The sequence below is a fragment of the Pasteurella pantherarum genome (assembly GCF_049670885.1).
GTDB lineage: Bacteria > Pseudomonadota > Gammaproteobacteria > Enterobacterales > Pasteurellaceae > Pasteurella.
In genome coordinates this window covers 173,230-199,832 of record NZ_CP187173.1, presented here as the reverse complement: position 1 = coordinate 199,832, position 26,603 = coordinate 173,230, and the positions used below count along the sequence as shown (strand labels likewise).

Sequence of the window (26,603 nt, the reverse complement as noted above, 5' to 3'; positions counted from 1 at the left end):
ATGGCTGGCGTAAATAAAGTAATTATCGTCGGAAATTTAGGAAACGATCCTGAAATCCGCACCATGCCAAACGGCGAACAAGTAGCAAATATCAGTGTAGCAACCAGTGAAAGCTGGATTGACAAAAACACAAACGAACGCCGAGAAGTCACAGAATGGCACCGCATCGTATTTTATCGTCGCCAAGCAGAAATTTGCGGTCAATACCTGAAAAAAGGCTCAAAAGTCTATGTGGAAGGGCGTTTAAAAACCCGTAAATGGCAAGACCAAAACGGGCAAGATCGCTACACTACTGAAATCCAAGGTGACGTGTTGCAGATGTTGGATAGTCGCCAAGATTCGCAACAGCAAGCACAAGCACCACAAAACAACGCTTATGCAAATGCGAAAAGTGGAAAGCCAGTACAACAGGCTGATAGTTTTGAAGATGATAATATTCCGTTCTAGGAGTGAGTTATGTCAACTCTAAAAGAAGATATAAAAGAAGATCTAGAGGCAATTTTAGAGAATTATGGAGTCGATCATAAGGGGAAACTTGATGAAATTGCTGAAGATCTAGCTACAACTTTTGAAATGATCAATGAGCTAAAAAGCTACTCTTATTCACCTTGTTATATAGATGAAGAAAACAAGATGAAAAGACGAATTGAGCAAGAACGGGAGTTAGCATTAAGAGAATTTTTAATGCTCCCAATTTGCAATTTTTGTAATGGCACTGGGAAAACCAGAGTGCCTTTTACGCTAGCAGAAATTGGAGATTGTCCAAAATGTGGTGGTAGAGGTAGAACATGAGAAAGATTATTCAGGTAGCTATTTCTAACACAGAGGATGGAGGTGAGACGATTGCGTTATGCGATGACGGCTCATTGTTTGGAATAGGTAACTTTCAAAAAGGGTGGTTCAGATACCCCGATATTCCTCAGCCAATGTGCGAGGGGGAATATGACTACATCCAAACACTTTGGAAGCAATTAAGAAGTGGCGAGCTGGATGATGAAGGGAAGGAGGAGTTAGTCTTGTATCAGAAAAGACTAGACCTTTGCGGGTATGTGAAAAATCAAGACGAACCACAAACAGACACAGAACAATAGCCACCACCACGGTGGCTTTTTTATTTGGAAAATAAGATGGAAATAAAGCTAACGTCCACACAAGCACGTTGGAAAAATTCTTTTTTAGAGTTCCTACGAAGTCAAGATAGACCTCAATCAATGCAAGATTTTATTAATAAACGACCTCAGTTAAGTAGGATTGATGTTTCCTCAATGGAAAAGATTGTGATTTATCTTGAACAAGAAGGGTTGATAAAAATTGAACGGCGACTAGCAAAAGTGTGTTTATTTAAATGCTCAGTAGTTAAAGAGTGTAAAGAAAAGGTAAAAAAGGAAAATTTTGAAATGACTAAAAAGACAGAAAAAACAATCACGGAAAAAACACCAGAAGAGCTTGAGGCGATGGCACAAGAACTTCTGAAGCTATCAGAGGTAAAGGAAAAAGAATTGGCAAGTGGAGATCATATTCGTAAAACGCTTAATCCATTAATTCTTCAAGTTTGCCAAGCGAAGGGAAAAGTTGACCGATTAATTGAGCAACAAATTGATGCACTCGATGAGTTAGATAAGGCGGTAAATAACTTAAAAAATGCATTGAAATAGTTAAATAGCCACTTTTATGAGTGGCTTTTTTATTGATGAATTTGAGGTAAAAAAATGAACGTTTTAGGAATCCACAGAAAATATCCTGATGCTGTATTCATTACACGTGGCGGGAATAAAGTTAAAGTAAAAAACGTAAGACCGTATTTAGCGATAGTTGAACCGCTAGATGGTAGTGGGAAAACCCAGTATTCAGTGAGTGGTTTAGGTGGTTATTTTCTTGGTCCAGATAAACCAGATCCGCTTGATATTGTAGATTGTGAAAAATCGCAGTACACAATCACGGTGAACGGTAAAGAGTTTCATCCTGTTAAAAATCTGAAGGATGGCGAAGAGTATGTGTGGGTGAGTGTAAATTCCTCGACAATATGTGAAAACAACGGATGGGGTATACACGATGATTTCAAAGCATTGTTAACTAACCTCAACCTTGTCTATAGGACACGTGAAGAAGCTCAAGCATTCCTCAATGAAATCACAAAACCAAATGCGGAGATTAAATATGAATAGTTACATCATTGAGTTATTAATCTCCCTAGAAGAATTAAGTGCTTGGGTCTTAGTTATATCAATTCTTATCACCGCATTGATGAGTTGGGGAATCTTTACTCAAAGAATAAATCAAGTGGAGCGTAAATTGGCAAAGCAAGTGATCAATTTATGCTTGGTTCTATTTATCTTGTCTCTTGCGTGCGTGATTTTAATTCCAACAAAAGAAACATTGATGATTATTTACGGGGTTTAATATGTGTGAAATTAAAGAGCTAATCGAGAAAATCGAACAATGGGCGGAAGATAGAAACTTGATCGAGGGTTCTACTCCACAGAAACAAGTGTTAAAGCTTATGGAGGAATTTGGTGAGCTTTGTGGTGGTATTGCCAAGAACAAACCTGATGTCATCAAAGATAGTATTGGTGACTGTGCTGTTGTGCTTATTATTCTAGCTAAACAACTCAACTTTAAAGTCATATTTTTACAAAAAAATAAGTTAGAGTATGTCGAGTCCACTGACTACCTACCTCGTTTTGCCATGAACTCCTCAAGACTAATGTTTTATTTAAGTGATCGAGATCGCACGGTAACTGAATTCGATTTTAGGCTCACCCAACAATACCTGACGTATATTTGCATTCAACAAGGGTTCACATTCACAGAGTGCTTAGAGCGTGCGTGGAATGATATTAAAGACCGTAAAGGCAGAATGGTAGATGGCTTTTTCGTCAAAGAGGAAGATTTATGATTCACCAAGAATTCGAAATAGCAGAATTAAATAAACGTGATTTAGATGCAATTGATAAAGAAATTGCATACCACGAAAAGAAAATCCACGTTCTCAATGAAGAGCGGAGAGAGTTTATTAATAGAAATAATCTAAATAAAGGCAATAAAAATGGCTCAGATTAAAGATAAGGCAACGATTGAAATTCAACATAGTCAATTTAAGACGATGTTTATTAATCATATTCGCTACTGTATGACACGCCACAGCTACTTAGTTGCACATGGCATCCAAGACGTAAAACAATACTGGAACATCTTAGAAAGTAGTGAAAAGGATTGTATCAAACGGGATATTTCCCAACACTTAGATCTTTCTCAATGTCAAAAAGACAACGATCAGTTCGGTCATGATTATAAATCTTGGGAAGACTTGTTAACTTGGTGTATGGCACAGGAAAAACAGCCTGAGCCATTGGTTAAGGTACTTCCAGTTATCAAGTAAAACTTGAATACTTAAACAGCACGCAATAGCGTGTTTTTTTGTATCTGAAATAAGGAAAAAGTTATGTTTTGGTTTAAAAATGCAATGATTTACCGTCTAACAAAGCAGTTAGACTGGTCAACAGAAAAATTACAAGAGGCGTTACAAGGATTTAAATATGTTCCTTGTGAGAAGTCAGAAATGAGCCGTTTCGGTTGGACATCGCCAATTATCAACAGTGAGCTACTCTACCATACAGCAGAAAATAAAATTATGTTAGTGGCAATGAAAGAAGAAAAAATTCTTCCAGCTCACGTTATCAATAACGAACTGAACAAGCGAGTTGCGGAGCTTGAACAGAAACAAGTGCGTAAATTAAAGAAAGTGGAAAAGCTATCGTTAAAAGATGACGTTATTGCAACACTTATTCAGCAAGCGTTCAGCAAGTATAAACAGACCGCACTTTTCATTGATGTGGAAAAAGACTTGATTTATGTCGATGCAAGCTCACATAAACTAGCAGAAGATGTCTTAGCTTTATTGCGTAAAACGCTTGGATCGTTGCCAGTTGTTCCATTGGCTTTTGCTAAAGATCCAAGTCTTGTGATGACGTCGTGGGTAACCGCAGATAAAACTCCAGAATGGATAGATTTGCAAGGCGATAGTAAATTAATAGACTTTAATAGTAATGGAGAGGCTGTTTTAAAAAATCAAGACTTTCACTGCGAGGACATTCAAGGTTTATTAGTCGCTGGCAAGCAAGTCGTATCATTGCAGTTGAATTGGGAAGACAACTTACAATTCACGCTAAACGAAGATGGCACGCTCAAACGTTTGAAGTTCGCTGATTATGTACTTGATAAAAATGACGACATTCTCAAAGAAGATATTGCACAGCGTTTTGATGCAGATTTTATCTTAATGACAAGCGTTCTTTCCAAAATAACAGAAATGCTAATTAATGAGTTTGGTGGAGAGAAAGAACATGCTCAATAAACTATTTCGACTTCTTGAAAAGCCAGTAAAAATAGCAATGCTGTTATTGTTTATTGCTTTTATCTTACATATAACTGGAATTTTCGTTCTTAATAATGTTGAGAAATCCTTTGTTATAACAATGATGATCTTACTATGGTTGCTCAGAATTGAAATGACAGTTGATAAAGTCAATGAAAAGCTAGATAGAAAAACACGTGTCAGCTATTCATACAAAGATGAAAATGGAGAAGAAAAGACAGTAACATATTTAATAGAATAAGCCACTTGATTGTGGCTTTTTTTATTTATGATAGGAATTTAATTATGACAGAAACAGAAAACAAATATTTCTCAGTAAATATCTACGATAAAAACAGCATTTCTTTCCACAAAAGTGAAGAAGAAGCTAAAGAAAAATGCATAAAATGTGCCGAAAATTTATATGGTTTGGCGACAGAAAATGACAACTTTTCTTTATATGAAAAGCGTTTAAATAACGCAGTTTACGGTGTGGTTCTCGGTAAAGTTGAATCTAAAACTAGAGAATTAAGCGAAGATGAAAAACGCTCGATTAATTATTTTAATTGTGACTATAACGTCGATGCAATCATTGAAAAGCCAGAGATTGTGGAATTTCCACAAGGCAACGGATGGATTAGCATTAAAGAGCAATTGCCTGAGCTTGATAAAGATGTTTTAGTTGCCTTCTGGACTGGTAGCCAATACGGAATTGGTTTCGCTACCTACAAAAAGTATTATGGTGAGCCGAAGTTTGTCGAACCGAATTACGAATACTACGGTGTTACCGAAGTGTTAGCTAATTGTGACTTCTGGCGACCACTTCCACCGCCACCGAAAACAGAGTAACCGCAGCAATGCGGTTTTTTATTATCTCGACGAAATGAGTTTCGTTGACATCATTTAACAGATTGAAAAATAAGGGTTAAAAATGAAAGAATTCGACTTAGAAAAAGCACTTGCTGGCGAGCCAGTTGTGCTTAGAAATGGTAATAAAGCGTTCGTTAAATTTGTATTAGAAAATCCGCTCTTGGAAGATGATCAAGTTGCTGGTTTTCATATTGATAAAGAAGGCAAAGAAGAAGTTACTAGCTGGAGTAAGAATGGAATACACATTCCGAATATTAATGGCATGTACGATATTATAGGAATGTGGGAAGAACCTCGTCAAAGAGTACATTTGGATTTGCCAGCTCCATTAAAAGAACCCCAAGAAGGTATGTGGCTTATCAATAAATATGGTCTGAATATAGAGAAAAGCTCTTATAGCCAAAGATTTAATGATGGTCTATCTGAGGAATGTTTGCTAGATGGCAGATACTTCGCCACTGAAGAAGACGCCCAAGCTTGGCTTGATGCTATGCGAGAATCTCGGAGATAACTTGTGGAAAATCTAGTTTAACGGAGGAAATATGGTTATTATTCTATCCATGATCGCAATTATCGAGATCGCCGCAATCGTGGCGTTTACACAGTATGAAAAAACAAAGTCCGCCTAGTGTGGGCTTTTTATGGAGGCAAAATGGAAAGCATTTCTTTATCAAAGAAACACCAAGACGAAGTAGTACGATCAGTTAGATTGAGTGCATTAGCTCAACTAAAAGAAGACAGTCCGATTCTTCTGAGTATTGAAGATGTATCTATTATGATTAATCGCTCTTACAACTACACATCTCGTCACATCATTACACGCCAAGACTTCCCTTCTCCTGTATCGCTGGAAAAGGGAGGCAATGAGAGCAAAAGATACAAAGCTAGTGATGTGATTAAGTGGCAAAAAGCGTACTTGAGAAAGGTGAATTAGTCTAATAAATTAGCTACTTCACTCATATTTGGTGCGTAATATGTGTTTTGTAAAATTCTTAAATCCCTATGCCCGCTAATTTTCGCTAACGTCATCACGTCCACTTTTTTAGATAACCTAGTCAAAGCTTCTCTTCTCGTATCATGAAAATGGAGATGTTCGAGTCCGCACTCTTTCTTAAGCAATCTAAACGTAGTGCTTAATGATTCAGATGTTGTTTGAAATACAAACTCTCCATTTTCAACTTCTTTCATTTTTAGAATTAGTGCAATTGCTCTTTGTGAAAGTGGCACATCTCTAGAGTGTCCATTCTTCGTTGTCGGTAAATGCACTATTCTCTTTTCGAGAAAAACATCACTCCATTTCATACTTGAAATCTCGCCAGCCCTCATTGCTGTTTCTATGGCAAACAACATCGCAACCGCTATTCTTTGTTTGAGTGTTGTCGGTGGTTTATCTTCGCAATAACCTGCTGTTTCTAATATTGTTCTAATATCTTGTTCTGAGTATCGTTCTTTTCTTTCTGCTGAATTTTTCGGCTTTTCAATTCCAGTCATTGGGTGCTTTGAAATATACCCCCACTTATTCATTGCTGTTGTCAGTACGGATGATATAGTTACAAGCTCCCGCCTAACGCTGGCATCTGATACTTCAGCTAGTCTAAGTCTAATCCAGTCTTCGAAATCTTCTTTTTTCAAATCACGAATATACAGATTAGAAATATCGTATCTTAGGAAGCGGTTTAATCTTATAATTTCATTTCTCGCCCCTTTCTTAGTGATAGATACTTCATTCTGATAGCGTTCTATTACATCCCTGAAAAGAATATCAGGCGTGATTCCTTTGGCTAAATCATCTAATTTTCTTTCCTCATCGACCGCCCAAGCATTAGCTTCTGATTTTGTTTTAAATGTGGCTGATTTTCTTATGCCGTTTTTGCTTATCTCAGCTCGATATGAATTTCCACGTTTTCTTATTGTTGCCATATTGTCCTCGTGCATTTTGGCGTAAAATTGGCGTAATTGAATAACAACATTTAACAATAAATAACAAAAGAAAGTAAAGAAAGAAAGTGAGAAACATAATAGAAAGGTGTTTAACTTATTGTTTTAACAATAAATAACATTAAATAACATAAAAAAGAAAAGACGGCTAGAAACCGTCTTTTTATAATGTGGTGCTCTGGGCGAGACTTGAACTCGCACGTCCTACGGACACTACCCCCTCAAGATAGCGTGTCTACCAATTCCACCACCAGAGCATTTTCAATTTGTTTGTGATTATTGCGGGATATCGCTATTTTTTGTATCTACTGCAGGTGCCACAACTTGTTTTTCTACTTTCTCTGCTGTGGAAGATAAATCATCAAATCTACCTTGCTGTACATTATCACGATGTGAGTTGATATTACCAATGGCTAAGCTAATGATAAAAAATAACGTCGCTAAAATAGCTGTCATTTTAGATAAAAAATTACCAGAACCAGCAGAACCAAAAATTCTACCTGAAGCACCAGCACCAAAAGAGGCACCTGCGTCAGCACCTTTACCTTGTTGTAACATGATAAAAGCGATTAATACAATTGAAATAATACCATAACCTAATAATAGTGCGTGATACATTATACTCTTCTCTACATTTGCAAATTCGCAATAAAATTAACGTGCGGATATTAGCGAATATCGACAGTGAGTGCAAGTCTTTTTCTTCAAGCAAATGCTATTTGTTGTTATTTCACTCAACAAGGTGCATTTTATGAGATATTTTCCTCTCGAATGAAGCTAACGTGTTCAACAATCCCTCACCTTCACGCATTCCGTTTCTTTTTAACCGCTGATGGCGTTTTTTTAGAAAAAGAATGAGTGTTTTCCACCTGACTTAATTGACGTAACGCCGGCAAGTTAACATAACGCATGAGTTCGGGTAACAGTTGCGTTAACCTTGACATAAAATGCTGGTAGCTGATTTCTTTTTGGCTAATGCCTGTCAATTGCGACTCCCAATGTGCCGTCATGTCTGGCTGTGTTGCCAAATCGGGTAAGGCTTGAATGAGAATACGCCCCGTTTCTGTGCTGTGAATATTTCGCCCTTTTTTATATAAAAATCCTCGTTTAAATAAGAGCTCAATAATCCCCGCTCTTGTGGCTTCCGTCCCTAATCCATCGGTTTCACGGAGGATTTTTTTCAAGGCTTTATCTTGGACAAAACGGGCAATGCCTGTCATCGCAGACAATAAACTCGCATCGGTAAAGGGTTTTGGCGGTTGTGTTTTTTTGCTGACAATTTCCCCTTTCTCACAAAATAAGCGTTGTCCTTTTTTCACGATCGGTAATAAAGGCTCTTGCTGTTCATCGCTGTCTTCTTTTCCCAAAAGTTGTTTCCAACCCGCCAGTTGTAAATGACGAGCTTGTGCAATAAATCGCCCACCCGCAATATTTAAGGTGATTTTACTTTTTCGATATTCTGCCTCGGGACAAAATTGCATTAAATATTGCCGTGCGATTAAATGATACACTTGCCCTTCACGTTGATTAAGATTCACAGCCTTGTTTTTCGCAGTGGGAATGATGGCATGATGGGCTTCCACTTTTTTATCATTCCAGCAACGGTTTTTCAGTGTGGGATTTAGACTATCTGGTAAGGGCTGATATTCTGGAATATGGGTAGAAATGGCATTGAACACTTTATGGCGTTCAGCAAAATGCTCGTCGGGCAAATAACGACAATCGGAGCGAGGATAAGTAATCAAACGGTGGGTTTCATATAACCGTTGGCAAATATCTAACACCTCTTGAGCGGATAAACCATAACGTTTTGCGGCATCAATTTGTAATGCCGATAAAGAATAAGGTAAGGGAGCACTTTCATGTTCACGTTTATCCACATATTCCACCACTTCAGCAGGTTGTTGTGTAATACGTTTCACCACATTTTCAGCCAGCCCCAAAGACAACACCCGTCCTTCTTCATCTTGATAATCTTCGCAAGCTTGACTTGGTTGCCATAAGGCGTTAAATCGCACAAGATTTGCCTTTTCTTGTGCAGAAAGTGCGGTTATTTTTTCAGGAGTTTCCGTTTGAATATGGGCAAGCACCTCGAAAAAATCTTTTGGCTCAAAATGCTCAATTTCTAAATCTCGGCGAACAATCAACCCTAGCACAGGCGTTTGCACACGCCCAACCGATAACACGCCTTTATAGCCAGCTTGTCTTCCCCGTAAGGTATAGGCACGAGTCATATTGATACCATATAACCAATCGGCTCGAGCACGGGCTAATGCTGAGGTTGCGAGAGGAATAAAATGGCGATTGGATTGTAATTTATTGATGGCTTTTTCAACCGCACTGGGGTTGAGATCGCTAATTAAACAACGTTGAATCTGATTGCGTTTTTCCACACTTAAATTGGCATAGCTAAACACTTCGTCCACCAATAATTGCCCTTCTCGATCAGGGTCGCCTGCGTTGATCAAAATCTCCGCTTGATGAATCAGTTTGACCACAATATTTAATTGCTTTTGCACCCCTTTGCGAGGAATGAGTTGCCATTTTTCAGGAATAATAGGTAAGTGCTCTAAACGCCATTGCTTAAATTTGGGATCATAAGCATCTGGTTCGGCTTGTTCAAGCAAATGCCCCACACACCATGTCACATAATCCTTTTCACCACATTTAATAAACCCGTCTCCTCGTTGATGCGGCTTTGCTAACACATCGGCGATGGCTCTGGCGAGACTCGGTTTTTCTGCTATAAATAATCGCATTTAAGCTATGTTATCCCTATCGGTTAGCCAAGTTGGCGACGCCCTAAAAACGAATGTGTTAAGGTGGTGCCATCCACCATTTCTAATTCCCCGCCTACGGGAATCCCGTGTGCAATACGGGTCACTTTAATGTTCTGTTGAACACAAAGTTCAGCAATGTAATTAGCCGTGGCATCGCCCTCCACCGTAGGATTGGTGGCTAAAATCACTTCATGGAAACTTTCTTCTTGTAAACGTTTTTGTAACAAATGCAGACCAATTTCTTTCGGACCAATACCATCAAGCGGAGATAAATGTCCCATTAACACAAAATAACGCCCTGAAAACTGCCCTGTTTGTTCAATGGCTTGAATGTCCGCAGGTTGTTCCACCACACAAAGTAGCCCCGAATGCTGACGGCGAGGATTACGGCAAATCGCACATACATCTTCCTCTGTAAAAGTACGACAATAGTGGCAATGCCCAATTTTTGACATTGCCTCAGTTAACGCCTGAGCAAGTACCATGCCCCCCTGACGATTACGTTGTAATAAGTGATATGCCATGCGTTGTGCAGATTTGGGTCCAACGCCGGGTAAACAACGTAAACTTTCGATCAAATGTTCCAATAATGGACTTGTTTGCATAATGTCTTTCTCTTTTGTTTCAAATTCACGGGAGTGAAAAATGCGGATGTTTTAGGATGTCTCGCATTTAAACGAGGGTTTCATAAAAACAGACCGCACTTTGATCTACTTTTCAAAAGTGCGGTCAGTTTTAAACAAGTTTTTGAATGCGTTTAAGCGGATTGAACACTCATGACACATTAAAAAGGCATTTTAAACCCAGGAGGTAATGACATACCCGCCGTCACGGATGCCATTTTTTCTTTTTGCAATTCTTCTGCACGACGAACTGCATCATTAAATGCTGCCGCAATTAAGTCTTCTAACATTTCTTTGTCGTCTTCCATTAAAGACGGATCAATTTCAATACGACGGCAATTATGGGCACCATTAATGGTAATTTTAACCAACCCTGCACCAGATTCCCCTGTCACTTCGAGCTGTGCAATCTCTTCTTGCATTTTTTGCATACGATCTTGCATCTGCTGTGCTTGTTTCATTAAATTGCCTAAGCCACCTTTTCCAAACATAATTTTGTCCATTTGTTAATTAAAAAAATTGGCTGGCATTTTAACGAAAAATTGGCGACTTGGAAATAAAGAAACTTGATCTAGCCTAAAAAATCAACTTTTTTATATTGAGGGGAAGATTTTTCCGTATTATTATGCTGTAACAATTTCGTAACGAAATCTCACCGCACTTTCTCCCTAACTGCGGTTATATTTACATTATAAAAGCAAACCCAACGAGGTAATTTATGTCCCACTTTCTACAAGCGTATCAAAAGCATGTTGATGAACGATCGGCATTAGGCGTGGTGCCCAAGCCGTTAGATGCAGAACAAACCGCACAATTAATTGAATTATTGAAAAATCCACCTGCTGGACAAGAAGACTACTTATTAGATTTATTTGAAAATCGTATTCCAGCTGGGGTGGATGAAGCTGCTTATGTTAAAGCCTCATTTTTAGCCGCTGTTGCCAAAAAAGACAGCACCTCTCCACTCATTTCCCCAGCCAAAGCCGTACAAATTTTAGGGACCATGCAAGGGGGTTACAACATAGAACCTTTGTTGACCGCCCTTGATGATGAACAACTTGCCCCTATTGCCGTCAATGCACTTTCTCACACCTTATTAATGTTTGACAATTTCCATGATGTGGCAGAACGTGCCAAAGCAGGCAATGCCTTTGCACAGCAAGTGTTGCAATCTTGGGCAGATGCCGAGTGGTTTTTATCTCGACCGAAACTGGCTGAAAAATTAACCGTCACCGTGTTTAAAGTCACGGGGGAAACCAACACGGATGATCTTTCACCTGCACAAGATGCATGGTCTCGTCCTGATATTCCTTTGCACGCATTAGCAATGTTGAAAAATGCCCGTGATGGCATTGAACCTGACGACGCTGGCAATGTGGGGCCGATTAAACAATTGGAAAAATTAAAAGAAAAAGGCTTTCCATTAGCCTATGTGGGCGATGTGGTGGGAACGGGTTCTTCTCGTAAATCCGCCACCAACTCAGTGCTTTGGTTTATGGGCGAAGATATTCCGCATATTCCGAATAAACGTGCCGGCGGCGTGGTGCTAGGGGGCAAAATTGCACCGATTTTCTTTAACACCATGGAAGATGCGGGCTCGCTTCCCATTGAAGTGGATGTCAGTGCATTAAATATGGGCGATGTCATTGATATTTACCCTTACCAAGGCAAAATTTGTCGCCATAATTCTGATGACGTGTTGGCAGAATTTAGCCTAAAAACCCATGTACTTTTAGATGAAGTGCGAGCTGGTGGACGTATTCCTTTAATTATTGGACGTGGATTAACCCACAAAGCCCGTTGCGAACTGGGTTTAGCGGAAAGTGAGGTGTTTGCCAAACCGCAAAGTGCGGTGGAAAATCAAAAAGGTTTTACCCTTGCACAAAAAATGGTGGGACGTGCCTGTGGCGTGGACGGCATTCGTCCAGGGCAATATTGTGAGCCTCGAATGACCTCTGTGGGTTCGCAAGATACCACAGGACCAATGACCCGTGATGAGCTAAAAGATCTTGCTTGCCTTGGTTTCTCCGCCGATCTGGTGATGCAATCTTTCTGCCACACGGCGGCGTATCCAAAGCCTGTTGATGTGGTGACACACCACACCTTGCCCGATTTTATTATGAACCGTGGCGGTGTATCCTTACGTCCAGGCGATGGCGTGATTCACTCTTGGCTTAACCGTATGTTACTGCCAGACACCGTGGGAACAGGGGGCGATTCTCATACCCGTTTCCCGATTGGGATTTCTTTCCCAGCAGGTTCCGGCTTAGTGGCGTTTGCCGCCGCCACAGGCGTTATGCCATTGGATATGCCCGAATCTGTGTTGGTGCGTTTTAAAGGGGAAATGCAACCGGGCATTACCTTGCGTGATTTAGTGCACGCCATTCCTTACTATGCCATTAAGCAAGGCTTGCTTACCGTTGAGAAAAAAGGCAAGAAAAACATTTTCTCTGGTCGCATTTTAGAAATTGAAGGTTTAGAACATTTAAAAGTGGAACAAGCCTTTGAGCTGTCCGATGCCTCTGCAGAACGTTCTGCGGCGGCTTGTACCATTAAACTTGCCAAAGAGCCGATCATTGAATATCTCAATTCCAATATTGTGTTATTGAAATATATGATCGCAGAGGGCTACGGTGACGCCAGAACCCTTGAGCGTCGAATTAAGGGCATGGAACAATGGCTAGCCGATCCACAATTAATGGAAGCAGATCCTGATGCAGAATATGCCGCAGTGATTGACATTGATTTAGCGGAAATTAAAGAACCGATTTTATGTGCTCCGAACGATCCTGATGATGCCCGTTTATTGTCTGAAGTTCAGGGCGATAAAATTGATGAAGTCTTTATCGGATCTTGTATGACAAACATTGGGCATTTCCGTGCCGCAGGGAAATTACTCGCCAAATTCAAAGGCATGATCCCGACTCGTTTATGGATCGCCCCACCGACCAAAATGGATGCTGCCTTATTAAGCGAAGAAGGTTATTACAGCATTTACGGCAAAAGCGGTGCCCGCATTGAAGTGCCGGGTTGCTCATTGTGTATGGGTAACCAAGCACGTGTTGCCGATGGTGCTAGCGTGGTGTCCACCTCCACCCGTAATTTCCCGAACCGTTTAGGACAAGGGGCAAACGTCTATTTAGCCTCCGCCGAATTAGCCGCTGTGTCTGCGATTCTCGGTAAGCTCCCGACGCTGGAAGAATATCTTGCCTTTGCACAAGATCTGCAACAGGATAAAGACGATACCTACCGCTATATGAACTTTGACCAAATTAACAGCTACACCAAAAAAGCCGATAATGTGATTTTTCAAAGTGCGGTATAGTTTTTCAAAAAATTAACCACAACATTTCGATGAAGACGGGAAGCTTCGTTTCCCGTCTTTCATCAGGATACACTTATATTTTTAATAAATATAAAAAGGAATGAAAAAATGAAACTCAAGTCAGCCCTCACCGCACTTTGTCTTGCTTTACCTTTTACCTTTTCAAATCAAGCCGCAGCGGAAGGAAAACTCACCGTTTACTGCAGCGTACAAAATACCACTTGTGAAAAAATGGTTCAGACCTTCGGGAAAAAATACAATGTGGACACCAAATTTATTCGCAATAGTACAGGGGCAACACTTGCAAAATTAATTGCGGAAAAAAACAACCCACAGGCGGATCTTTGGTATGGCGGCACCATTGAACACCACTTCCAAGCGGGTGATCTTGATTTATTGGCTCACTATCGCTCCCCTAACCAAGCGGACACCATGCCACAATTTAAACAATTAATGGAAAAACGGGGCGATCTCACCTCTATCATTTACATTTTGGTCTTGGGTTTTGGCATCAACACTGAAAAATTCAAAGAATTAGGGATCAAAGACTATCCGAAATGCTGGTCTGATTTATTGGATCCTCGTTTAAAAGGTTATGTACAAATGCCTGATCCTCAAATTTCTGGCACCACTTATACTGCCATTGCGACCTTAATCCAATTATGGGGCGAAGAAAAAGCCTTTGATTACCTCAAAAAACTGAATGCAAACATCTCTGAATACGTTAAAAGTGCATTGGTCACAAGCAATCTTTCCCGTGGGGAATCTGCTGTTGCGGTGGGGTTTGTGCATAGCTATGCCACAGAAAAAGAAAATGGTGCACCTGTTGAAAGCATTCTCCCATGCGAAGGCGATGGCTATTCTTTAGGCGGCATGAGTATCATCAAAAATGCACGCAACATGGAAAATGCCAAACGTTTTGTAGATTGGGCATTAACCAAAGAAGCACAAGAGTTGGTATGGCGTGAAACCAAAGTTTATCAAATCCCGACCAATATCCATGCTGAAGCATCACCAAAATCCGTCGATCCGAAAACCTTAAAACTCATTGACTACGATTTTGATCGTTTTGGTGCCAGTGCGGAAGGTAAACGGTTGACAGATAAATGGGTCAAAGAAGTCAAAATGAAACAATAATCCTAACATTAACCACAAATAAAAAGGCAGAATCCTGCCTTTTTTTATTGAAATATCATTGAGATAACAGAACAAGGAAAACGCTAGGCATATACAAAGCCAAAGTGTAGCACTTTTTAAATGCGGGACTTTTTAAGTGCGGTGCATTTTAAAAAAGTTTTCCCCATCAATTACGCATTTTCAATCCCAAATGCCATCACTTCTTTAATACTTTTTGCCCCTAACGCAATCATCAATAAACGATCTACCCCTAACGCCACACCTGAACAATTCGGCACGCCCTCTTGCAATGCTCCTAATAAACGCTTGTCAATTTCTCGTTTAGGTAAGCCCATGCTCTCTCGTAAGCGATTGTCCTGCTCAAAACGATGGAATTGTTCATGAACATCCGTAAGCTCATGGAAGCCATTCGCCAATTCCAAGCCCTGATAATAAAATTCGAAACGTTCTGCCACGCGGTGATCTTCCGAACTGATCTGTGCCAATGCTGCTTGTGTTGCTGGAAAATGATAAACCGCAACAGGGTGTTCTAAGCCAATTTTGGGTTCCACTATCGCACTAAACAAAAATTGAAGTAACGTATCTCGGCTTTCCTCTTCTGCTCCCAATAAATGGTATTCTTTCGCTTTAGCGACCAATTCTGATTTTTCTGCTGAAAGGGGATCAAGCCCAACATATTCTTGGAAGACAAATTGATAACTTAAACTTTCCGTCGGTTTACAATCTAAGACTTGCTGCAATAAATCATCTACATCATTGATGAGACGATACATATCAAAATGGGGACGATACCACTCTAGCATCGTAAATTCAGGGTTATGACGCTGCCCCGCTTCTTCATTACGAAAAACACGACAAAGTTGAAAAATCGGCCCGCTCCCTGCGGCGAGCAAACGTTTCATGTGATATTCAGGACTGGTGGAAAGCCATAAGGTTTTTGATTGCTCCGCAAAAGGGGAGGTAAATTGCGTGCTAAATGTCGATAAATGCACATCCGTCACCCCAAATTCACTTAATACAGGGGTTTCGACTTCTAATAAACCGCGATCAGTAAAAAAACGACGAATCTCTGCGATAATTTTCGCTCTCGCCAGTAAATGATTAATCGAGGCGGATGGTTGCCAATTTTCTTGTTCAAACATAGGTTAATCCGATATTGTAAAATGGCTTATTCTAAACAAGCTGCGTGATGATTTCAAATCAGGTTATTTCTGTTCTCTAAACCACAATGAATAGACAAAGTACATCTAATAAAAGTGCGGTTATTTTTCATAAAATTCTGAGAAAATGCACAAATAAAAGTGATTTTTGTTTGAATACGCAATAAGAAAAATCGTGAATAAATCGACTGATTTTAACTTTTTTGAGTTAGATCACGAAACTGATTTTTTCTTGAAAAAAAGATTAGGAATATCCCAAAATAATGGCAAAATGATATCACCCTAATAAACCAAATTTTTTGGTTTCTTTCTATTTCTAATATTCTGATTGGAGGAATATCGTGCAAACTGTTAATGTCGATATTGCAATTGTAGGTGCTGGCGGTGGTGGTTTACGTGCAGCTATTGCAGCAGCGGAAGCAAATCCTAATTTAAAAATTGCATTAGTTTCAAAAGTATATCCTATGCGTAGCCACACAGTGGCGGCAGAAGGCGGTGCAGCCGCTGTGATCAAAGAAGAAGATTCTTATGACAAACACTTCCATGATACCGTTGCAGGCGGTGACTGGCTATGTGAGCAAGATGTCGTCGAGTACTTCGTGCAACATTCACCTGTCGAAATGACACAACTTGAACGCTGGGGCTGCCCTTGGAGCCGTAAACAAGATGGTGATGTTAACGTTCGCCGCTTTGGTGGAATGAAAATTGAGCGTACTTGGTTTGCCGCCGATAAAACAGGTTTCCATTTATTACACACGTTATTCCAAACTTCTATCCAATATCCACAGATCGTTCGCTTTGATGAGCACTTCGTTTTAGACATTTTGGTTGATGATGGCCATGCACGCGGTATGGTTGCCATGAACATGATGGAAGGCACTTTGGTTCAAATTAATGCGAATGCTGTCGTCATCGCAACTGGTGGTGGTTGTCGTGCATTCCGTTTCAATACCAATGGCGGTATTGTAACTGGTGATGGTCTATCAATGGCTTATCGTCACGGTGTGCCACTTCGTGATATGGAATTTGTTCAATATCACCCAACTGGCTTACCTAATACAGGCATTTTAATGACAGAAGGTTGCCGTGGTGAAGGCGGTATCTTAGTCAACAAAAACGGCTATCGTTACTTACAAGATTATGGACTTGGTCCAGAAACGCCAATCGGCAAACCTGAAAACAAATATATGGAGCTCGGTCCTCGTGACAAAGTATCCCAAGCGTTCTGGCAAGAATTACAAAAAGGTAACACCTTAAAAACAGCCAAAGGCGTCGATGTGGTACACCTTGATCTCCGTCATTTGGGTGAAAAATACCTTCATGAACGTTTACCATTTATTTGTGAATTGGCTCAAGCCTATGAAGGTGTCGATCCCGCTAAATCCCCAATTCCAGTGCGTCCAGTGGTTCACTATACCATGGGGGGAATTGAAGTCGACTTCAACAGTGAAACCCGTATCAAAGGCTTGTTTGCCGTGGGTGAATGTGCCTCTTCAGGCTTACATGGTGCAAACCGTTTAGGTTCTAATTCCCTTGCTGAATTAGTGGTATTAGGTCGTGTTGCAGGTGAATATGCAGCACAACGTGCAGTTGAAGCCCCTGCGGTCAACCAAACTGCAGTGGATGCACAAGCCCGTGATGTTATCCAACGCCTAGAAGATTTATATCACCAAGAAGGCACAGAATCTTGGTCTGAAATTCGTGATGAAATGGGCGATATCATGGAAGAAGGCTGTGGTATTTATCGTACCCAAGAAAGTATGCAAAAAGCGGTAGATAAAATTGCAGAATTGAAAGAGCGTTATAAACATATTCGTATTGCTGATCGCTCAAGCGTGTTCAACACCAATGTGTTATATACCGTAGAATTAGGTTATATCCTTGATGTGGCACAATCCATTGCTAACTCTGCTATTGAGCGTAAAGAATCTCGTGGTGCTCACCAACGTTTAGACTATGTTGAGCGTGATGATGTGAACTACTTGAAACATACGCTTGCCTTCTATAATGGTGAAGGTATGCCACGCATTGAATATAGTGATGTCAAAATTACCAAATCTCAACCGGCAAAACGTGTTTACGGTGCTGAAGCAGAAGCGCAAGAAGCGGCAAAAGCTAAGGAGAAAGCAAATGGTTAATCAAGCTACTATGAATATCGAAGTATTACGCTACAATCCTGAAACCGATAAAGAGCCTTATTTACGCACCTATCAAGTGCCTTATGACAACCAAACCTCATTGCTTGATGCGTTAGGTTACATTAAAGACAAGCTTGAGCCAGAACTTTCTTATCGTTGGTCTTGTCGTATGGCGATCTGCGGTTCTTGTGGCATGATGGTAAATAATAAACCAAAATTGGCATGTAAAACGTTCTTGCGTGACTACAGTGGGCATATGCGTATTGAACCTCTCGCCAACTTCCCAATTGAACGTGATTTAGTGGTTGATTTAAGCCACTTCATTGAAAGTTTAGAAGCCATTAAACCTTATATTATTGGTAACCAAGCACCTGTATTAGATGGTAAACCTCATGCCTCTTCTGAACTGGCGAAAAGTCGCACCAAACAAACCCCAGCACAACTTGAGAAATATCGTACCTTCTCCATGTGTATTAACTGTGGTTTGTGCTATGCCGCTTGTCCACAATTTGGCTTAAACCCTGAATTCGTGGGGCCTGCTGCATTAACCCTTGCACATCGTTATAACCTTGATAACCGTGACCACGGTAAAGCAGAGCGTATGAAAATTATCAATGGTAAAAACGGGGTTTGGAGCTGTACTTTCGTGGGTTATTGTTCTGAAGTCTGTCCGAAACATGTCGATCCTGCGGCTGCGGTCAACCAGGGTAAAGTGGAAAGTTCAAAAGACTTTGTAATTGCAATGCTCAAACCGCAAAAATAAGGAGTGTAAAAATGACAGCAACAACAAGCAAACGCAAAAAATATGTGCGTGAAATGAAAGCCACTTGGTGGAAACAGTTAGATTTTTACAAACTTTATATTGCAAGAGAAGCCACATCCGTTCCAACCCTTTGGTTTTGTTTAGTCTTACTCTATGGCGTCATTAGCCTTAACAGTTTAGACAGTTTTGGTAACTTTATTGCCTTCTTGAAAAACCCGATTGTTATCATCTTAAATATTATTACTCTCGGTGCAATGTTATTAAATACCGTGACTTACTATCTTATGACACCAAAAGTATTAAATATCATTGTGAAAAATGAGCGTCTTAATCCAAATATCATTACTGCCGCATTATGGGTGGTTACTGGATTAGTGAGTGCAGTCATCTTAGTGTTTATGTATGTCTAGGTGCAGGGAGGAAAAAATGGAAAATTCACCAAAACGTTCAAATGAACCTGTCGTATGGTTATTATTCGGTGCGGGAACAACCGTAAGTGCAATGTTCTACCCTGTGTTAGTACTTTTAATCGGTCTCCTTATCCCATTGGGTTTAATCAGCGGCGAAAATATTTTTGAATTAATTGAATTTTTAAGAAGTGGTCTTGGTAAACTGATTTTATTAGTTCTGCTTATCTTCCCTATGTGGGGGGCTATGCACCGCATTCACCATGGTATGCATGACTTTAAAATTCACATTCCAGCCAGTGGCGTGATTTTTTATGGTTTATCGCTACTGTACAGCGTGTTAGTTTGCTTTGCCGTGTTTAACTTATAGTTCAGTATCACACTTCAAGTAAACCTATATCAAAAAAAGGCGGAACATTCCGCCTTTTTTATGTTTTATTCTTTGTATGTTTTGCTTGAGGTGATTTGCCTCTTAAAACGCATCACAACCTAGGAACCTTAAGTCCACCTCACGAAACTTTTTCAAAATAGACCGCACTTTGATGTCTGTTAAGCAGAAGGTGCTGAAATTAATCAAGTTCTTTTACGACTGAGTAACCACCAAGTAATGGCTAAAAAAAGCAAACTTGGCATTAAAGCCCCTGCAATCGGCGTCACATTATATACAAGACTCAATGGCCCAAAAATTTCATTGACGACATAGAATAAAAAGCCAAAAAAGATCCCCGTTACAATTCTTGCCCCAGCAGTCACACTACGCAATGGCCCAAAAATAAAGGACAGAGCAAGCATCATCATCACCCCAACGGAAATGGGTTGAAAAAGTTTTCGCCAATAGGTTAATTCAAATTTTCGGGATTCCTGCCCCGTTTCTTTTAAAAAGGCAATATAGCTTGATAAACCAGAAATGGATAACGAGGTGGGTCTTAAAGACGAAATGCCTAAATTATCAGGTGTTAAGCTGGTTTTCCATTCAGTATTTAGGCGATTTACAGTTTGAATTTCATTCGGCAAAATGACGGATTCATTTAATTGGCGTAGTATCCATTTTCCATCTTGATAAATGGCGGTATCTGCATGTTTGACCTGCTTGAGCTGGCGATTTTCCCCAAAATGGTAAATATAAATGTCATTTAGCTCAAGATCATCCGTAATACGTTTAACATAAATAAAATCGTTGCCATCTTTAGCCCAAAAACCGTCTCTGACCGATAATAACGATCCCCCAGACATGGCTTTAGAACGCATATCTCGTGCAAATTGTTCCGTTTGAGGAATGCCCCATTCTCCAATCACCATCGTGATAATCACCAAGGGAATTGCCGTTTTCATCACCGCCAAGCCAATTTTTAAACGAGAAAAGCCCGAAGCTTGCATGACCACTAATTCACTGCGACTAGCCAAATTCCCCAACGCAATTAATGCCCCTAACAATGCAGCCATAGGAAAGAACGTTTCAATGTCTTTAGGTATAGTCAAAATGGTATACACAATGGCTTGCCAAATATCGTAAGACCCTTTCCCCACCAAACGGAATTGTTCAACAAATTTAATAATGGCTGATAGACCAACCAACATGACTAAGGTCGCAAAAATTGCCCCTAAAATACTTTTCCCCAAATAACGGTCTAATGTATTCATCATTTTTGATTATCCTCTTCTTCCGACCGCATGACTTAACCAATAACGGAATTTATACATTGAGGCATTACGCCAGCTATTAAGCAATAAACCAAGCATAAAAAATAACACATTGACAAACGGCATCAAGAAAGCACCATCTAACTTGCCTGCTCCCCAAGCGGATTTCAATGAGCTTTGCAATAAGAAATAAATTAAATACAACAACAGAGCAGGGAGAATTTTGGCAAAACGTCCTTGACGAGGATTCACTCGGCTTAACGGCACCGCAATTAATGCCATTAATGGCACCGCCAGCACTAAACTCAAACGCCAATTCAATTCCGCTTTTGCCGTTGGCGAAGGATGATTGAAAAGATCGACCAAGCTCATTTCTTCCACATCATTTTTTTCATTCTGAATATCTTGATGACCTAAATAAGCTTGGTATTGATCAAAATGGGTAATACGAAAATCGGGTAGGATTGCCGTGCCTTCGACTCGTTGGCTGTTTTCTAACGTTAAGATCTGATCACCATTCGGCAACCCTTTCAATTCGCCACGTTCTGCCACCAGCACAGAAGGTTTTAAATTGCCACGCTCACGTGTTTGGAAAAGGTAGACATCATGAATTTGATTATCCTTAATTTTGTCGATAAACAGCACAAACTCGTTACTATTCGTATTAATAAATTGCCCAGATGCCAACGCACCCATCGTGGGATTGGCTTTCGCTTCTTGCAAAATTTCACTTTGTTTATGAATCGCCCAAGGGGTCAGCCAAAAGACATTATAGGCAGCGATAGAGGCGGTGAGTACCGACAACAACATCACCACTCGCACTAAAATACGTTGCCCCACGCCACAAGCCCGCATGACCGTGATTTCACTTTCTGCATATAAACGACCAAAGGTTAATAAAATGGCAATAAACAAACATAAGGGCAACATTAATTGTGCCATTGTGGGCATGCCTAATCCGAGTAATGTCATCACCAAATCGGCAGGCACTTTTCCGCTGGCTGCGGATCCGAGCACTCTCACGAGCTGTTGACAGAAAAAGATGAGAAGTAGGATAAATAAGATTGCAATCTGGCTCTTAAATACCTCTTTAATTAAATATCGAGTTAAAATCACATTATCGCCTATATTTTTCTTGCAATTTCGATAGAATAGTTTAGTTTCAAGACAGTTTAATCCCCGTATGATAACGTATTTTTCATGCGAAAACAGTAAAAATCTTTGTGAGGTTCAAATGAAATATTGTGCAAAATCTACCGCACTTTTAGATCTAAAAAGCAACATTCTTGTTGCAGTATTTGAGAACGCGGAGCTTTCTGCATCCGCCCAAAAAATCGATGAAATTTCTCAAGGCTATCTCAGCAACTTAATTCAATCAGGCGAAATCACGGGAAAAATCGGGCAAGTACTCGTGTTACGTCATGTACCCAATCACCCTGCAGAACGTGTGTTCGTCGTGGGGGCAGGTAAAAAAGGGGAACTGAACGAAAAACAATTCAAGCAAGTGATTCAAGACACCCTTAAAACAATAAAAACCACACAAGCCAAAGAAGTCATCAGCTATTTATCTGATATCCAAATTAAAAACCGTGATCTGTATTGGAATATTCGCTTTAGCGTAGAAACCATCGAAGCCAGTAACTACCAATTTGAACAATTCAAAAGTCAAAAAAGCGAGCAATCTCTTGCATTGAAAGAGGTTATTTTCAGTGCAGAAGAAAATATTGCACAACAAGCCATTGAACACGCAAAAGCCGTCGCATTAGGCGTTCGCTTTGCCAAAGATGTGGCAAACTGCCCACCGAATGTTTGCAATCCTGCTTATTTAGCTGAACAAGCAAAAACCTTAGCGACACGTTCAAACCTCATTAACACAACCATCGTTGGCGAAAAAGAGATGGCGGCGTTAGGCATGAATGCTTATTTAGCGGTTTCTCAAGGTTCTGTGAATGAAGCACAACTGTCTATTATAGAATATCGCAATCACCCAAATCCTGATGCGAAACCGATCGTCTTAGTGGGCAAAGGATTAACCTTTGATGCAGGTGGGATCTCATTAAAACCTGCTGAAGCCATGGATGAAATGAAATACGACATGGGCGGTGCCGCCTCTGTATATGGTGTTATGAATGCGATTGCGGAATTAAAATTGCCACTCAATGTCATTGGTGTCTTAGCTGGCTGTGAAAATTTACCAGACGGTAACGCATATCGACCAGGGGATATTTTAACCACCATGAAAGGCTTAACCGTGGAAGTGCTGAATACGGATGCGGAAGGTCGTTTAGTCTTATGTGATACTTTAACCTATGTTGAACGTTTTGATCCTGAACTGGTGATTGATGTTGCCACCTTAACGGGGGCTTGTGTAGTCGCACTCGGAGCACATAATAGTGGATTAATATCAACGGATGATGATTTAGCCCACGCACTGGAGCAAGCTGCTGCGGAAACCACCGATAAAGCATGGCGTTTACCATTAGGGGAAGAATACCAAGAGCAACTCAAATCGAACTTTGCGGACTTAGCAAACATCGGTGGCCGTTGGGGCGGGGCAATTACCGCAGGGGCATTTTTATCTAACTTCACCGATAAATACCGCTGGGCTCATTTAGATATTGCAGGCACCGCTTGGCTACAAGGTGCCAACAAAGGTGCAACAGGTAGACCAGTTCCTTTATTAGTCCAATTTTTAATGAACCAAGCGAAAAACGCTTAAAAAAACAAGCCACAGTGAGCCATCACAAACTGTGGCTTTTTTTGTTGAAAGTGCGGTCAAAATTTGAAACATATTAGCGATAAAATAAACCAATAAATCATGACAACATGTTCAAAACTCCCCCATTTTTCACCGCACTTTTCTTTAACTCGCCGAAATCCCTCATTCCAAGTTAAAACAACCTTGCCTTTTGCTCAATTCTCTCTAAACTGATTCTATTTTTCACTTTTCAATAGAAAAACAATGCACAAGCCCCATATTTACCTCGGCACGGGGGGTTATAGCGATACGGATTTAATCGGGACGCTGTATCCTTTCGGTACAGACAAAACGGCGTTTTTACCGATTTATAGCCAGCATTACGATGCAATTGAAATTAACAGCACCTTTCATGCACCCATTGGGGCGAAAGCATTGCAAGGGATGGTGGAAAAAGCACAAGGGCAGTTACAGTTTTCAGTGAAATTGCATCAAGATTTTAGCCATAAACGCACCGCAACAAAAGAAGATGCGAAAGCCTTTTTAACCGCATTACAACCGTTGAAAGCTCAACATTGCTTAGCAAATTTATTTATTCAGTTTCCCATAAGTTTTGAACGGACACATGCCAACCGTTATTACCTTGCCGAGCTGGTTTCATGGTTTGACGAGGAGGTGTTAGCCATTGAATTTCGACATCCAAGTTGGCACAACCAAGCCGTATTGGACTATTTTCGGGGTAAAGATAATCTGATTTGGTGCAATGTAGATTATCCGCAAAATATTGGACTGCCTGCCTTTCAATTTTATGCAAACCAACGCACGGCATATTTACGTTTACACGGTCGCAATCCGAATTGGTGGCAAGCCCAATCCGCACAAGAACGACATGATTATCTTTATAACGATGCAGAATTGCAAAATTTGGCAAAACGGCTCAATCAACATAAACACGAATTTAATCGGCTGTATCTCTATTTTCAAAATACAACAAAAAGCCATTCTTTCTACAATATTGAGCGTTTAAAAGGCTATTTGGCAGAATATGATTTTACGGTGAAAGCCACGCCCGAGTTTTTAATCGGGCAACAGAGTTTGTTTTAGTGGAAAATCTTGCTTTTCACAAGGGAAATGAGCTACAAAAGTGCGGTCTATTTTGAAAACATTTTAGTCGGGCTGGTAGCCGACATCGTCCAATGTTGGGTTTTCTGCCCCAGCTTTGGCAAGTGTATCGCAGATTTCGTTTTCAACATGACCAGAATGGCCTTTGACCCATTGCCAATTGATGTTATGCCGTTGGATTGCGTGATCAAGTGCTATCCATAAATCTTGATTTTTGACAGGCTTGCCTGTGCTGGCTTTCCAATTATTCTTTTTCCAGTTAAAAATCCACTTTGTGATGCCATTTTTCATATATTGGCTGTCACTATGCAAGGTGACTGAGCAAGGTTCTTTGAGCGTATTTAAGGCGTCAATCACGGCGCGTAATTCCATGCGGTTATTGGTGGTTTGAAGATAACCTTTTGAAATCTGTTTTTCATGCTGTTTATAACGTAGCAATATGCCGATCCCACCAGGACCGGGGTTGCCTAAACAGGAACCATCCGTAAAAATTTCAATTTGTTTTTGCATAATCTTTGTTACAATTCCGACTTAAATGAAGATCATAACCGAAATTAACCGAAAGATATAGAAAGAAAATGACACCGCCAATTCAACCTACACGCCAAATTGTGCTCGATACTGAAACCACAGGTATGAACCAATTTGGTGCCCATTATGAAGGCCACTGCATCATTGAGATTGGTGCCGTGGAAATGATCAATCGCCGTTTAACGGGCAATAATTTTCACGTTTATATCAAACCTGACCGCCCTGTGGATCCCGATGCCATTAAAGTGCATGGTATTACCGATGAGATGTTGGCGGATAAGCCGATGTTTAATGAAATTGCACAACAGTTCATTGACTATATTCAAGGGGCAGAATTGTTGATTCACAATGCTTCGTTCGATATTGGTTTTATGGATTATGAATTTCGTAAATTAAAAATGGGTCTCAATACCCATGAAATTTGTTTGATTACGGATACCTTGCAAATGGCACGTCAAATGTATCCTGGCAAACGCAATAGTTTAGATGCACTTTGTGATCGTTTAGGCATTGATAACAGCAAACGAACCTTGCACGGTGCGTTGCTGGATGCGGAAATTCTGGCGGATGTGTATCTTTCCATGACAGGTGGGCAAACCAGTTTGTTTGATGAACATGAGCCTGAAATTGTGGTGGCAACAACGCAAGAAGAAGTGCAAAGTGCGGTGGTTTTTACACAAAATTTGCGAAAATTAATGCCAAGTGAAGAGGAACAACAAGCCCATATTGAATACCTCAAATTGCTCAATAAGAAAAGCAAAGGGAACTGCTTGTGGGAAAAGCGATTAAATGGCGAAAATCTCCATTAATTTAGATCGTTTACGGATTAATCAGGCAAATGAAAATATAAAAAAAAGAGTTGACGAATACCCTGTTCATTATTAATATACGCCTCACCTGTGCGGAGTGGTAGTTCAGCTGGTTAGAATACCTGCCTGTCACGCAGGGGGTCGCGGGTTCGAGTCCCGTCCATTCCGCCAATTTTATTCTACTACGGAGCGGTAGTTCAGCTGGTTAGAATACCTGCCTGTCACGCAGGGGGTCGCGGGTTCGAGTCCCGTCCGTTCCGCCAATAAAATTCTTGAGAAAGCTACATATCATTATGTAGCTTTTTTG

At 40.4% G+C, this 26,603-nt stretch carries 32 protein-coding genes and 3 tRNA genes; 25 read left to right on the top strand and 10 right to left on the bottom strand.

Annotated features, from left to right (window positions below; translation table 11 throughout):
- The 14 genes from ssb to ACPEEM_RS00910 all read left to right on the top strand — a co-directional run bounded on the left by ssb (position 1) and on the right by ACPEEM_RS00910 (position 6,158).
- Positions 1-447, top strand: a complete 447-nt coding sequence (ssb, locus tag ACPEEM_RS00975) for a single-stranded DNA-binding protein (RefSeq protein WP_424407376.1) — start codon at positions 1-3, stop codon at positions 445-447.
- A 9-nt stretch (positions 448-456) separates the two neighbouring features.
- The gene (locus ACPEEM_RS00970; RefSeq protein WP_424407374.1) at positions 457-792 is read left to right on the top strand and encodes a hypothetical protein; all 336 of its coding nucleotides are present in this window, start codon (positions 457-459) and stop codon (positions 790-792) included.
- Positions 789-1,091 carry a hypothetical protein gene (locus ACPEEM_RS00965; RefSeq protein ID WP_424407372.1) on the top strand — a complete coding sequence of 101 codons (303 nt, stop codon included), beginning with the start codon at positions 789-791 and terminating at the stop codon, positions 1,089-1,091. Before ACPEEM_RS00970 ends, ACPEEM_RS00965 begins: the two co-directional genes overlap by 4 nt.
- A 36-nt stretch (positions 1,092-1,127) precedes the next feature.
- Positions 1,128-1,655, top strand: coding sequence for a hypothetical protein (locus ACPEEM_RS00960; protein WP_424407370.1), 528 nt, complete (start codon positions 1,128-1,130; stop codon positions 1,653-1,655).
- Between the two features lie 54 nt (positions 1,656-1,709).
- Positions 1,710-2,165, top strand: coding sequence for a hypothetical protein (locus tag ACPEEM_RS00955; protein WP_424407368.1), 456 nt, complete (start codon positions 1,710-1,712; stop codon positions 2,163-2,165).
- Complete coding sequence (locus ACPEEM_RS00950; RefSeq protein WP_424407366.1) at positions 2,158-2,400, top strand: hypothetical protein; 243 nt, start codon at positions 2,158-2,160, stop codon at positions 2,398-2,400. The genes ACPEEM_RS00955 and ACPEEM_RS00950 overlap by 8 nt, the downstream gene beginning before the upstream one ends.
- A 1-nt stretch (position 2,401) precedes the next feature.
- The gene (locus ACPEEM_RS00945) at positions 2,402-2,896 is read left to right on the top strand and encodes a MazG-like family protein (protein WP_424407364.1); all 495 of its coding nucleotides are present in this window, start codon (positions 2,402-2,404) and stop codon (positions 2,894-2,896) included.
- Entirely contained in the window at positions 2,893-3,060 is a 168-nt protein-coding gene (locus ACPEEM_RS00940; RefSeq protein WP_162836634.1) for a hypothetical protein, read from the top strand. The genes ACPEEM_RS00945 and ACPEEM_RS00940 overlap by 4 nt, the downstream gene beginning before the upstream one ends.
- On the top strand, positions 3,047-3,379 hold the full coding sequence (locus tag ACPEEM_RS00935) for a hypothetical protein (RefSeq protein WP_424407362.1): 333 nt from the start codon (positions 3,047-3,049) through the stop codon (positions 3,377-3,379). The genes ACPEEM_RS00940 and ACPEEM_RS00935 overlap by 14 nt, the downstream gene beginning before the upstream one ends.
- A gap of 63 nt (positions 3,380-3,442) precedes the next feature.
- Complete coding sequence (gene rdgC, locus ACPEEM_RS00930) at positions 3,443-4,354, top strand: recombination-associated protein RdgC (RefSeq protein WP_424407360.1); 912 nt, start codon at positions 3,443-3,445, stop codon at positions 4,352-4,354.
- Positions 4,344-4,616, top strand: a complete 273-nt coding sequence (locus ACPEEM_RS00925) for a hypothetical protein (protein WP_424407358.1) — start codon at positions 4,344-4,346, stop codon at positions 4,614-4,616. Before rdgC ends, ACPEEM_RS00925 begins: the two co-directional genes overlap by 11 nt.
- 44 nt (positions 4,617-4,660) lie before the next feature.
- Positions 4,661-5,203, top strand: coding sequence for a DUF551 domain-containing protein (locus ACPEEM_RS00920; protein ID WP_424407356.1), 543 nt, complete (start codon positions 4,661-4,663; stop codon positions 5,201-5,203).
- A gap of 82 nt (positions 5,204-5,285) precedes the next feature.
- A complete protein-coding gene (locus ACPEEM_RS00915; protein ID WP_424407354.1) occupies positions 5,286-5,735 on the top strand; it encodes a pyruvate kinase in 450 nt (149 codons plus the stop codon).
- Between the two features lie 141 nt (positions 5,736-5,876).
- Positions 5,877-6,158, top strand: coding sequence for a hypothetical protein (locus tag ACPEEM_RS00910; RefSeq protein ID WP_424407352.1), 282 nt, complete (start codon positions 5,877-5,879; stop codon positions 6,156-6,158).
- Here the strand turns inward: ACPEEM_RS00910 and ACPEEM_RS00905 are convergent.
- The 6 genes from ACPEEM_RS00905 to ACPEEM_RS00880 form a co-directional block, all read right to left on the bottom strand.
- Positions 6,155-7,144, bottom strand: a complete 990-nt coding sequence (locus ACPEEM_RS00905; RefSeq protein ID WP_424407350.1) for a tyrosine-type recombinase/integrase — start codon at positions 7,142-7,144, stop codon at positions 6,155-6,157. The genes ACPEEM_RS00910 and ACPEEM_RS00905 overlap by 4 nt on opposite strands.
- Positions 7,145-7,333: 189 nt before the next feature.
- Positions 7,334-7,419, bottom strand: a tRNA-Leu gene (locus ACPEEM_RS00900).
- Between the two features lie 19 nt (positions 7,420-7,438).
- Positions 7,439-7,780, bottom strand: a complete 342-nt coding sequence (secG, locus tag ACPEEM_RS00895; RefSeq protein ID WP_424407348.1) for a preprotein translocase subunit SecG — start codon at positions 7,778-7,780, stop codon at positions 7,439-7,441.
- Between the two features lie 185 nt (positions 7,781-7,965).
- Positions 7,966-9,921, bottom strand: a complete 1,956-nt coding sequence (locus tag ACPEEM_RS00890) for a DNA topoisomerase III (RefSeq protein WP_424407346.1) — start codon at positions 9,919-9,921, stop codon at positions 7,966-7,968.
- Positions 9,922-9,944: 23 nt separating this feature from the next.
- Positions 9,945-10,547, bottom strand: coding sequence for a recombination mediator RecR (recR, locus tag ACPEEM_RS00885; protein WP_424402486.1), 603 nt, complete (start codon positions 10,545-10,547; stop codon positions 9,945-9,947).
- A 179-nt stretch (positions 10,548-10,726) separates the two neighbouring features.
- Entirely contained in the window at positions 10,727-11,056 is a 330-nt protein-coding gene (locus ACPEEM_RS00880) for a YbaB/EbfC family nucleoid-associated protein (protein ID WP_035685032.1), read from the bottom strand.
- 227 nt (positions 11,057-11,283) lie between these two features.
- Between ACPEEM_RS00880 and acnB the strand changes: the two genes are divergently transcribed.
- Positions 11,284-13,890, top strand: a complete 2,607-nt coding sequence (acnB, locus tag ACPEEM_RS00875) for a bifunctional aconitate hydratase 2/2-methylisocitrate dehydratase (RefSeq protein ID WP_424407344.1) — start codon at positions 11,284-11,286, stop codon at positions 13,888-13,890.
- Positions 13,891-13,998: 108 nt separating this feature from the next.
- Positions 13,999-15,027, top strand: coding sequence for an ABC transporter substrate-binding protein (locus ACPEEM_RS00870; RefSeq protein WP_424405413.1), 1,029 nt, complete (start codon positions 13,999-14,001; stop codon positions 15,025-15,027).
- Positions 15,028-15,197: 170 nt separating this feature from the next.
- Here the strand turns inward: ACPEEM_RS00870 and epmA are convergent, their stop codons facing one another.
- A complete protein-coding gene (gene epmA / locus ACPEEM_RS00865) occupies positions 15,198-16,169 on the bottom strand; it encodes an elongation factor P--(R)-beta-lysine ligase (RefSeq protein ID WP_424405411.1) in 972 nt (323 codons plus the stop codon).
- 359 nt (positions 16,170-16,528) lie between these two features.
- On the opposite strand from epmA, the gene frdA reads away from it, so the two are divergent.
- The 4 genes from frdA to frdD are packed head-to-tail and all read left to right on the top strand — an operon-like array spanning position 16,529 to position 19,865.
- Complete coding sequence (gene frdA / locus ACPEEM_RS00860; protein ID WP_424402482.1) at positions 16,529-18,325, top strand: fumarate reductase (quinol) flavoprotein subunit; 1,797 nt, start codon at positions 16,529-16,531, stop codon at positions 18,323-18,325.
- Entirely contained in the window at positions 18,318-19,088 is a 771-nt protein-coding gene (locus ACPEEM_RS00855) for a succinate dehydrogenase/fumarate reductase iron-sulfur subunit (protein ID WP_424402481.1), read from the top strand. Before frdA ends, ACPEEM_RS00855 begins: the two co-directional genes overlap by 8 nt.
- Positions 19,089-19,099: 11 nt before the next feature.
- Positions 19,100-19,498, top strand: coding sequence for a fumarate reductase subunit FrdC (gene frdC / locus ACPEEM_RS00850; RefSeq protein WP_424402480.1), 399 nt, complete (start codon positions 19,100-19,102; stop codon positions 19,496-19,498).
- A gap of 16 nt (positions 19,499-19,514) precedes the next feature.
- The gene (gene frdD, locus ACPEEM_RS00845) at positions 19,515-19,865 is read left to right on the top strand and encodes a fumarate reductase subunit FrdD (protein ID WP_424405409.1); all 351 of its coding nucleotides are present in this window, start codon (positions 19,515-19,517) and stop codon (positions 19,863-19,865) included.
- A 203-nt stretch (positions 19,866-20,068) separates the two neighbouring features.
- On the opposite strand, the gene lptG is transcribed toward frdD, so the two are convergent.
- Together lptG and lptF are read right to left on the bottom strand one after the other, a co-directional pair.
- Positions 20,069-21,139, bottom strand: coding sequence for an LPS export ABC transporter permease LptG (gene lptG / locus ACPEEM_RS00840; RefSeq protein ID WP_424402478.1), 1,071 nt, complete (start codon positions 21,137-21,139; stop codon positions 20,069-20,071).
- A gap of 6 nt (positions 21,140-21,145) precedes the next feature.
- Positions 21,146-22,252, bottom strand: coding sequence for an LPS export ABC transporter permease LptF (gene lptF, locus ACPEEM_RS00835; RefSeq protein ID WP_424407342.1), 1,107 nt, complete (start codon positions 22,250-22,252; stop codon positions 21,146-21,148).
- A 118-nt stretch (positions 22,253-22,370) separates the two neighbouring features.
- On the opposite strand from lptF, the gene ACPEEM_RS00830 reads away from it, so the two are divergent.
- Positions 22,371-23,855, top strand: a complete 1,485-nt coding sequence (locus tag ACPEEM_RS00830; RefSeq protein ID WP_424407340.1) for a leucyl aminopeptidase — start codon at positions 22,371-22,373, stop codon at positions 23,853-23,855.
- Between the two features lie 243 nt (positions 23,856-24,098).
- Positions 24,099-24,938 carry a DUF72 domain-containing protein gene (locus ACPEEM_RS00825; RefSeq protein WP_424407338.1) on the top strand — a complete coding sequence of 280 codons (840 nt, stop codon included), beginning with the start codon at positions 24,099-24,101 and terminating at the stop codon, positions 24,936-24,938.
- A gap of 63 nt (positions 24,939-25,001) precedes the next feature.
- Here the strand turns inward: ACPEEM_RS00825 and rnhA are convergent, their stop codons facing one another.
- Positions 25,002-25,466: a ribonuclease HI gene (gene rnhA, locus ACPEEM_RS00820; protein WP_424407336.1), complete on the bottom strand. Its 465-nt coding sequence runs from the start codon at positions 25,464-25,466 to the stop codon at positions 25,002-25,004.
- A 68-nt stretch (positions 25,467-25,534) separates the two neighbouring features.
- Here rnhA and dnaQ point away from each other — a divergent pair, with 68 nt between their 5' ends.
- The 3 genes from dnaQ (at position 25,535) to ACPEEM_RS00805 (ending at position 26,559) form a co-directional block, all read left to right on the top strand.
- Positions 25,535-26,296 (top strand): DNA polymerase III subunit epsilon, encoded by a 762-nt coding sequence (dnaQ, locus tag ACPEEM_RS00815; protein WP_424407334.1) that lies wholly within the window; start codon positions 25,535-25,537, stop codon positions 26,294-26,296.
- 94 nt (positions 26,297-26,390) lie between these two features.
- Positions 26,391-26,467, top strand: a tRNA-Asp gene (locus ACPEEM_RS00810).
- 15 nt (positions 26,468-26,482) lie between these two features.
- Positions 26,483-26,559, top strand: a tRNA-Asp gene (locus ACPEEM_RS00805).
- Positions 26,560-26,603: the final 44 nt, after the last annotated feature.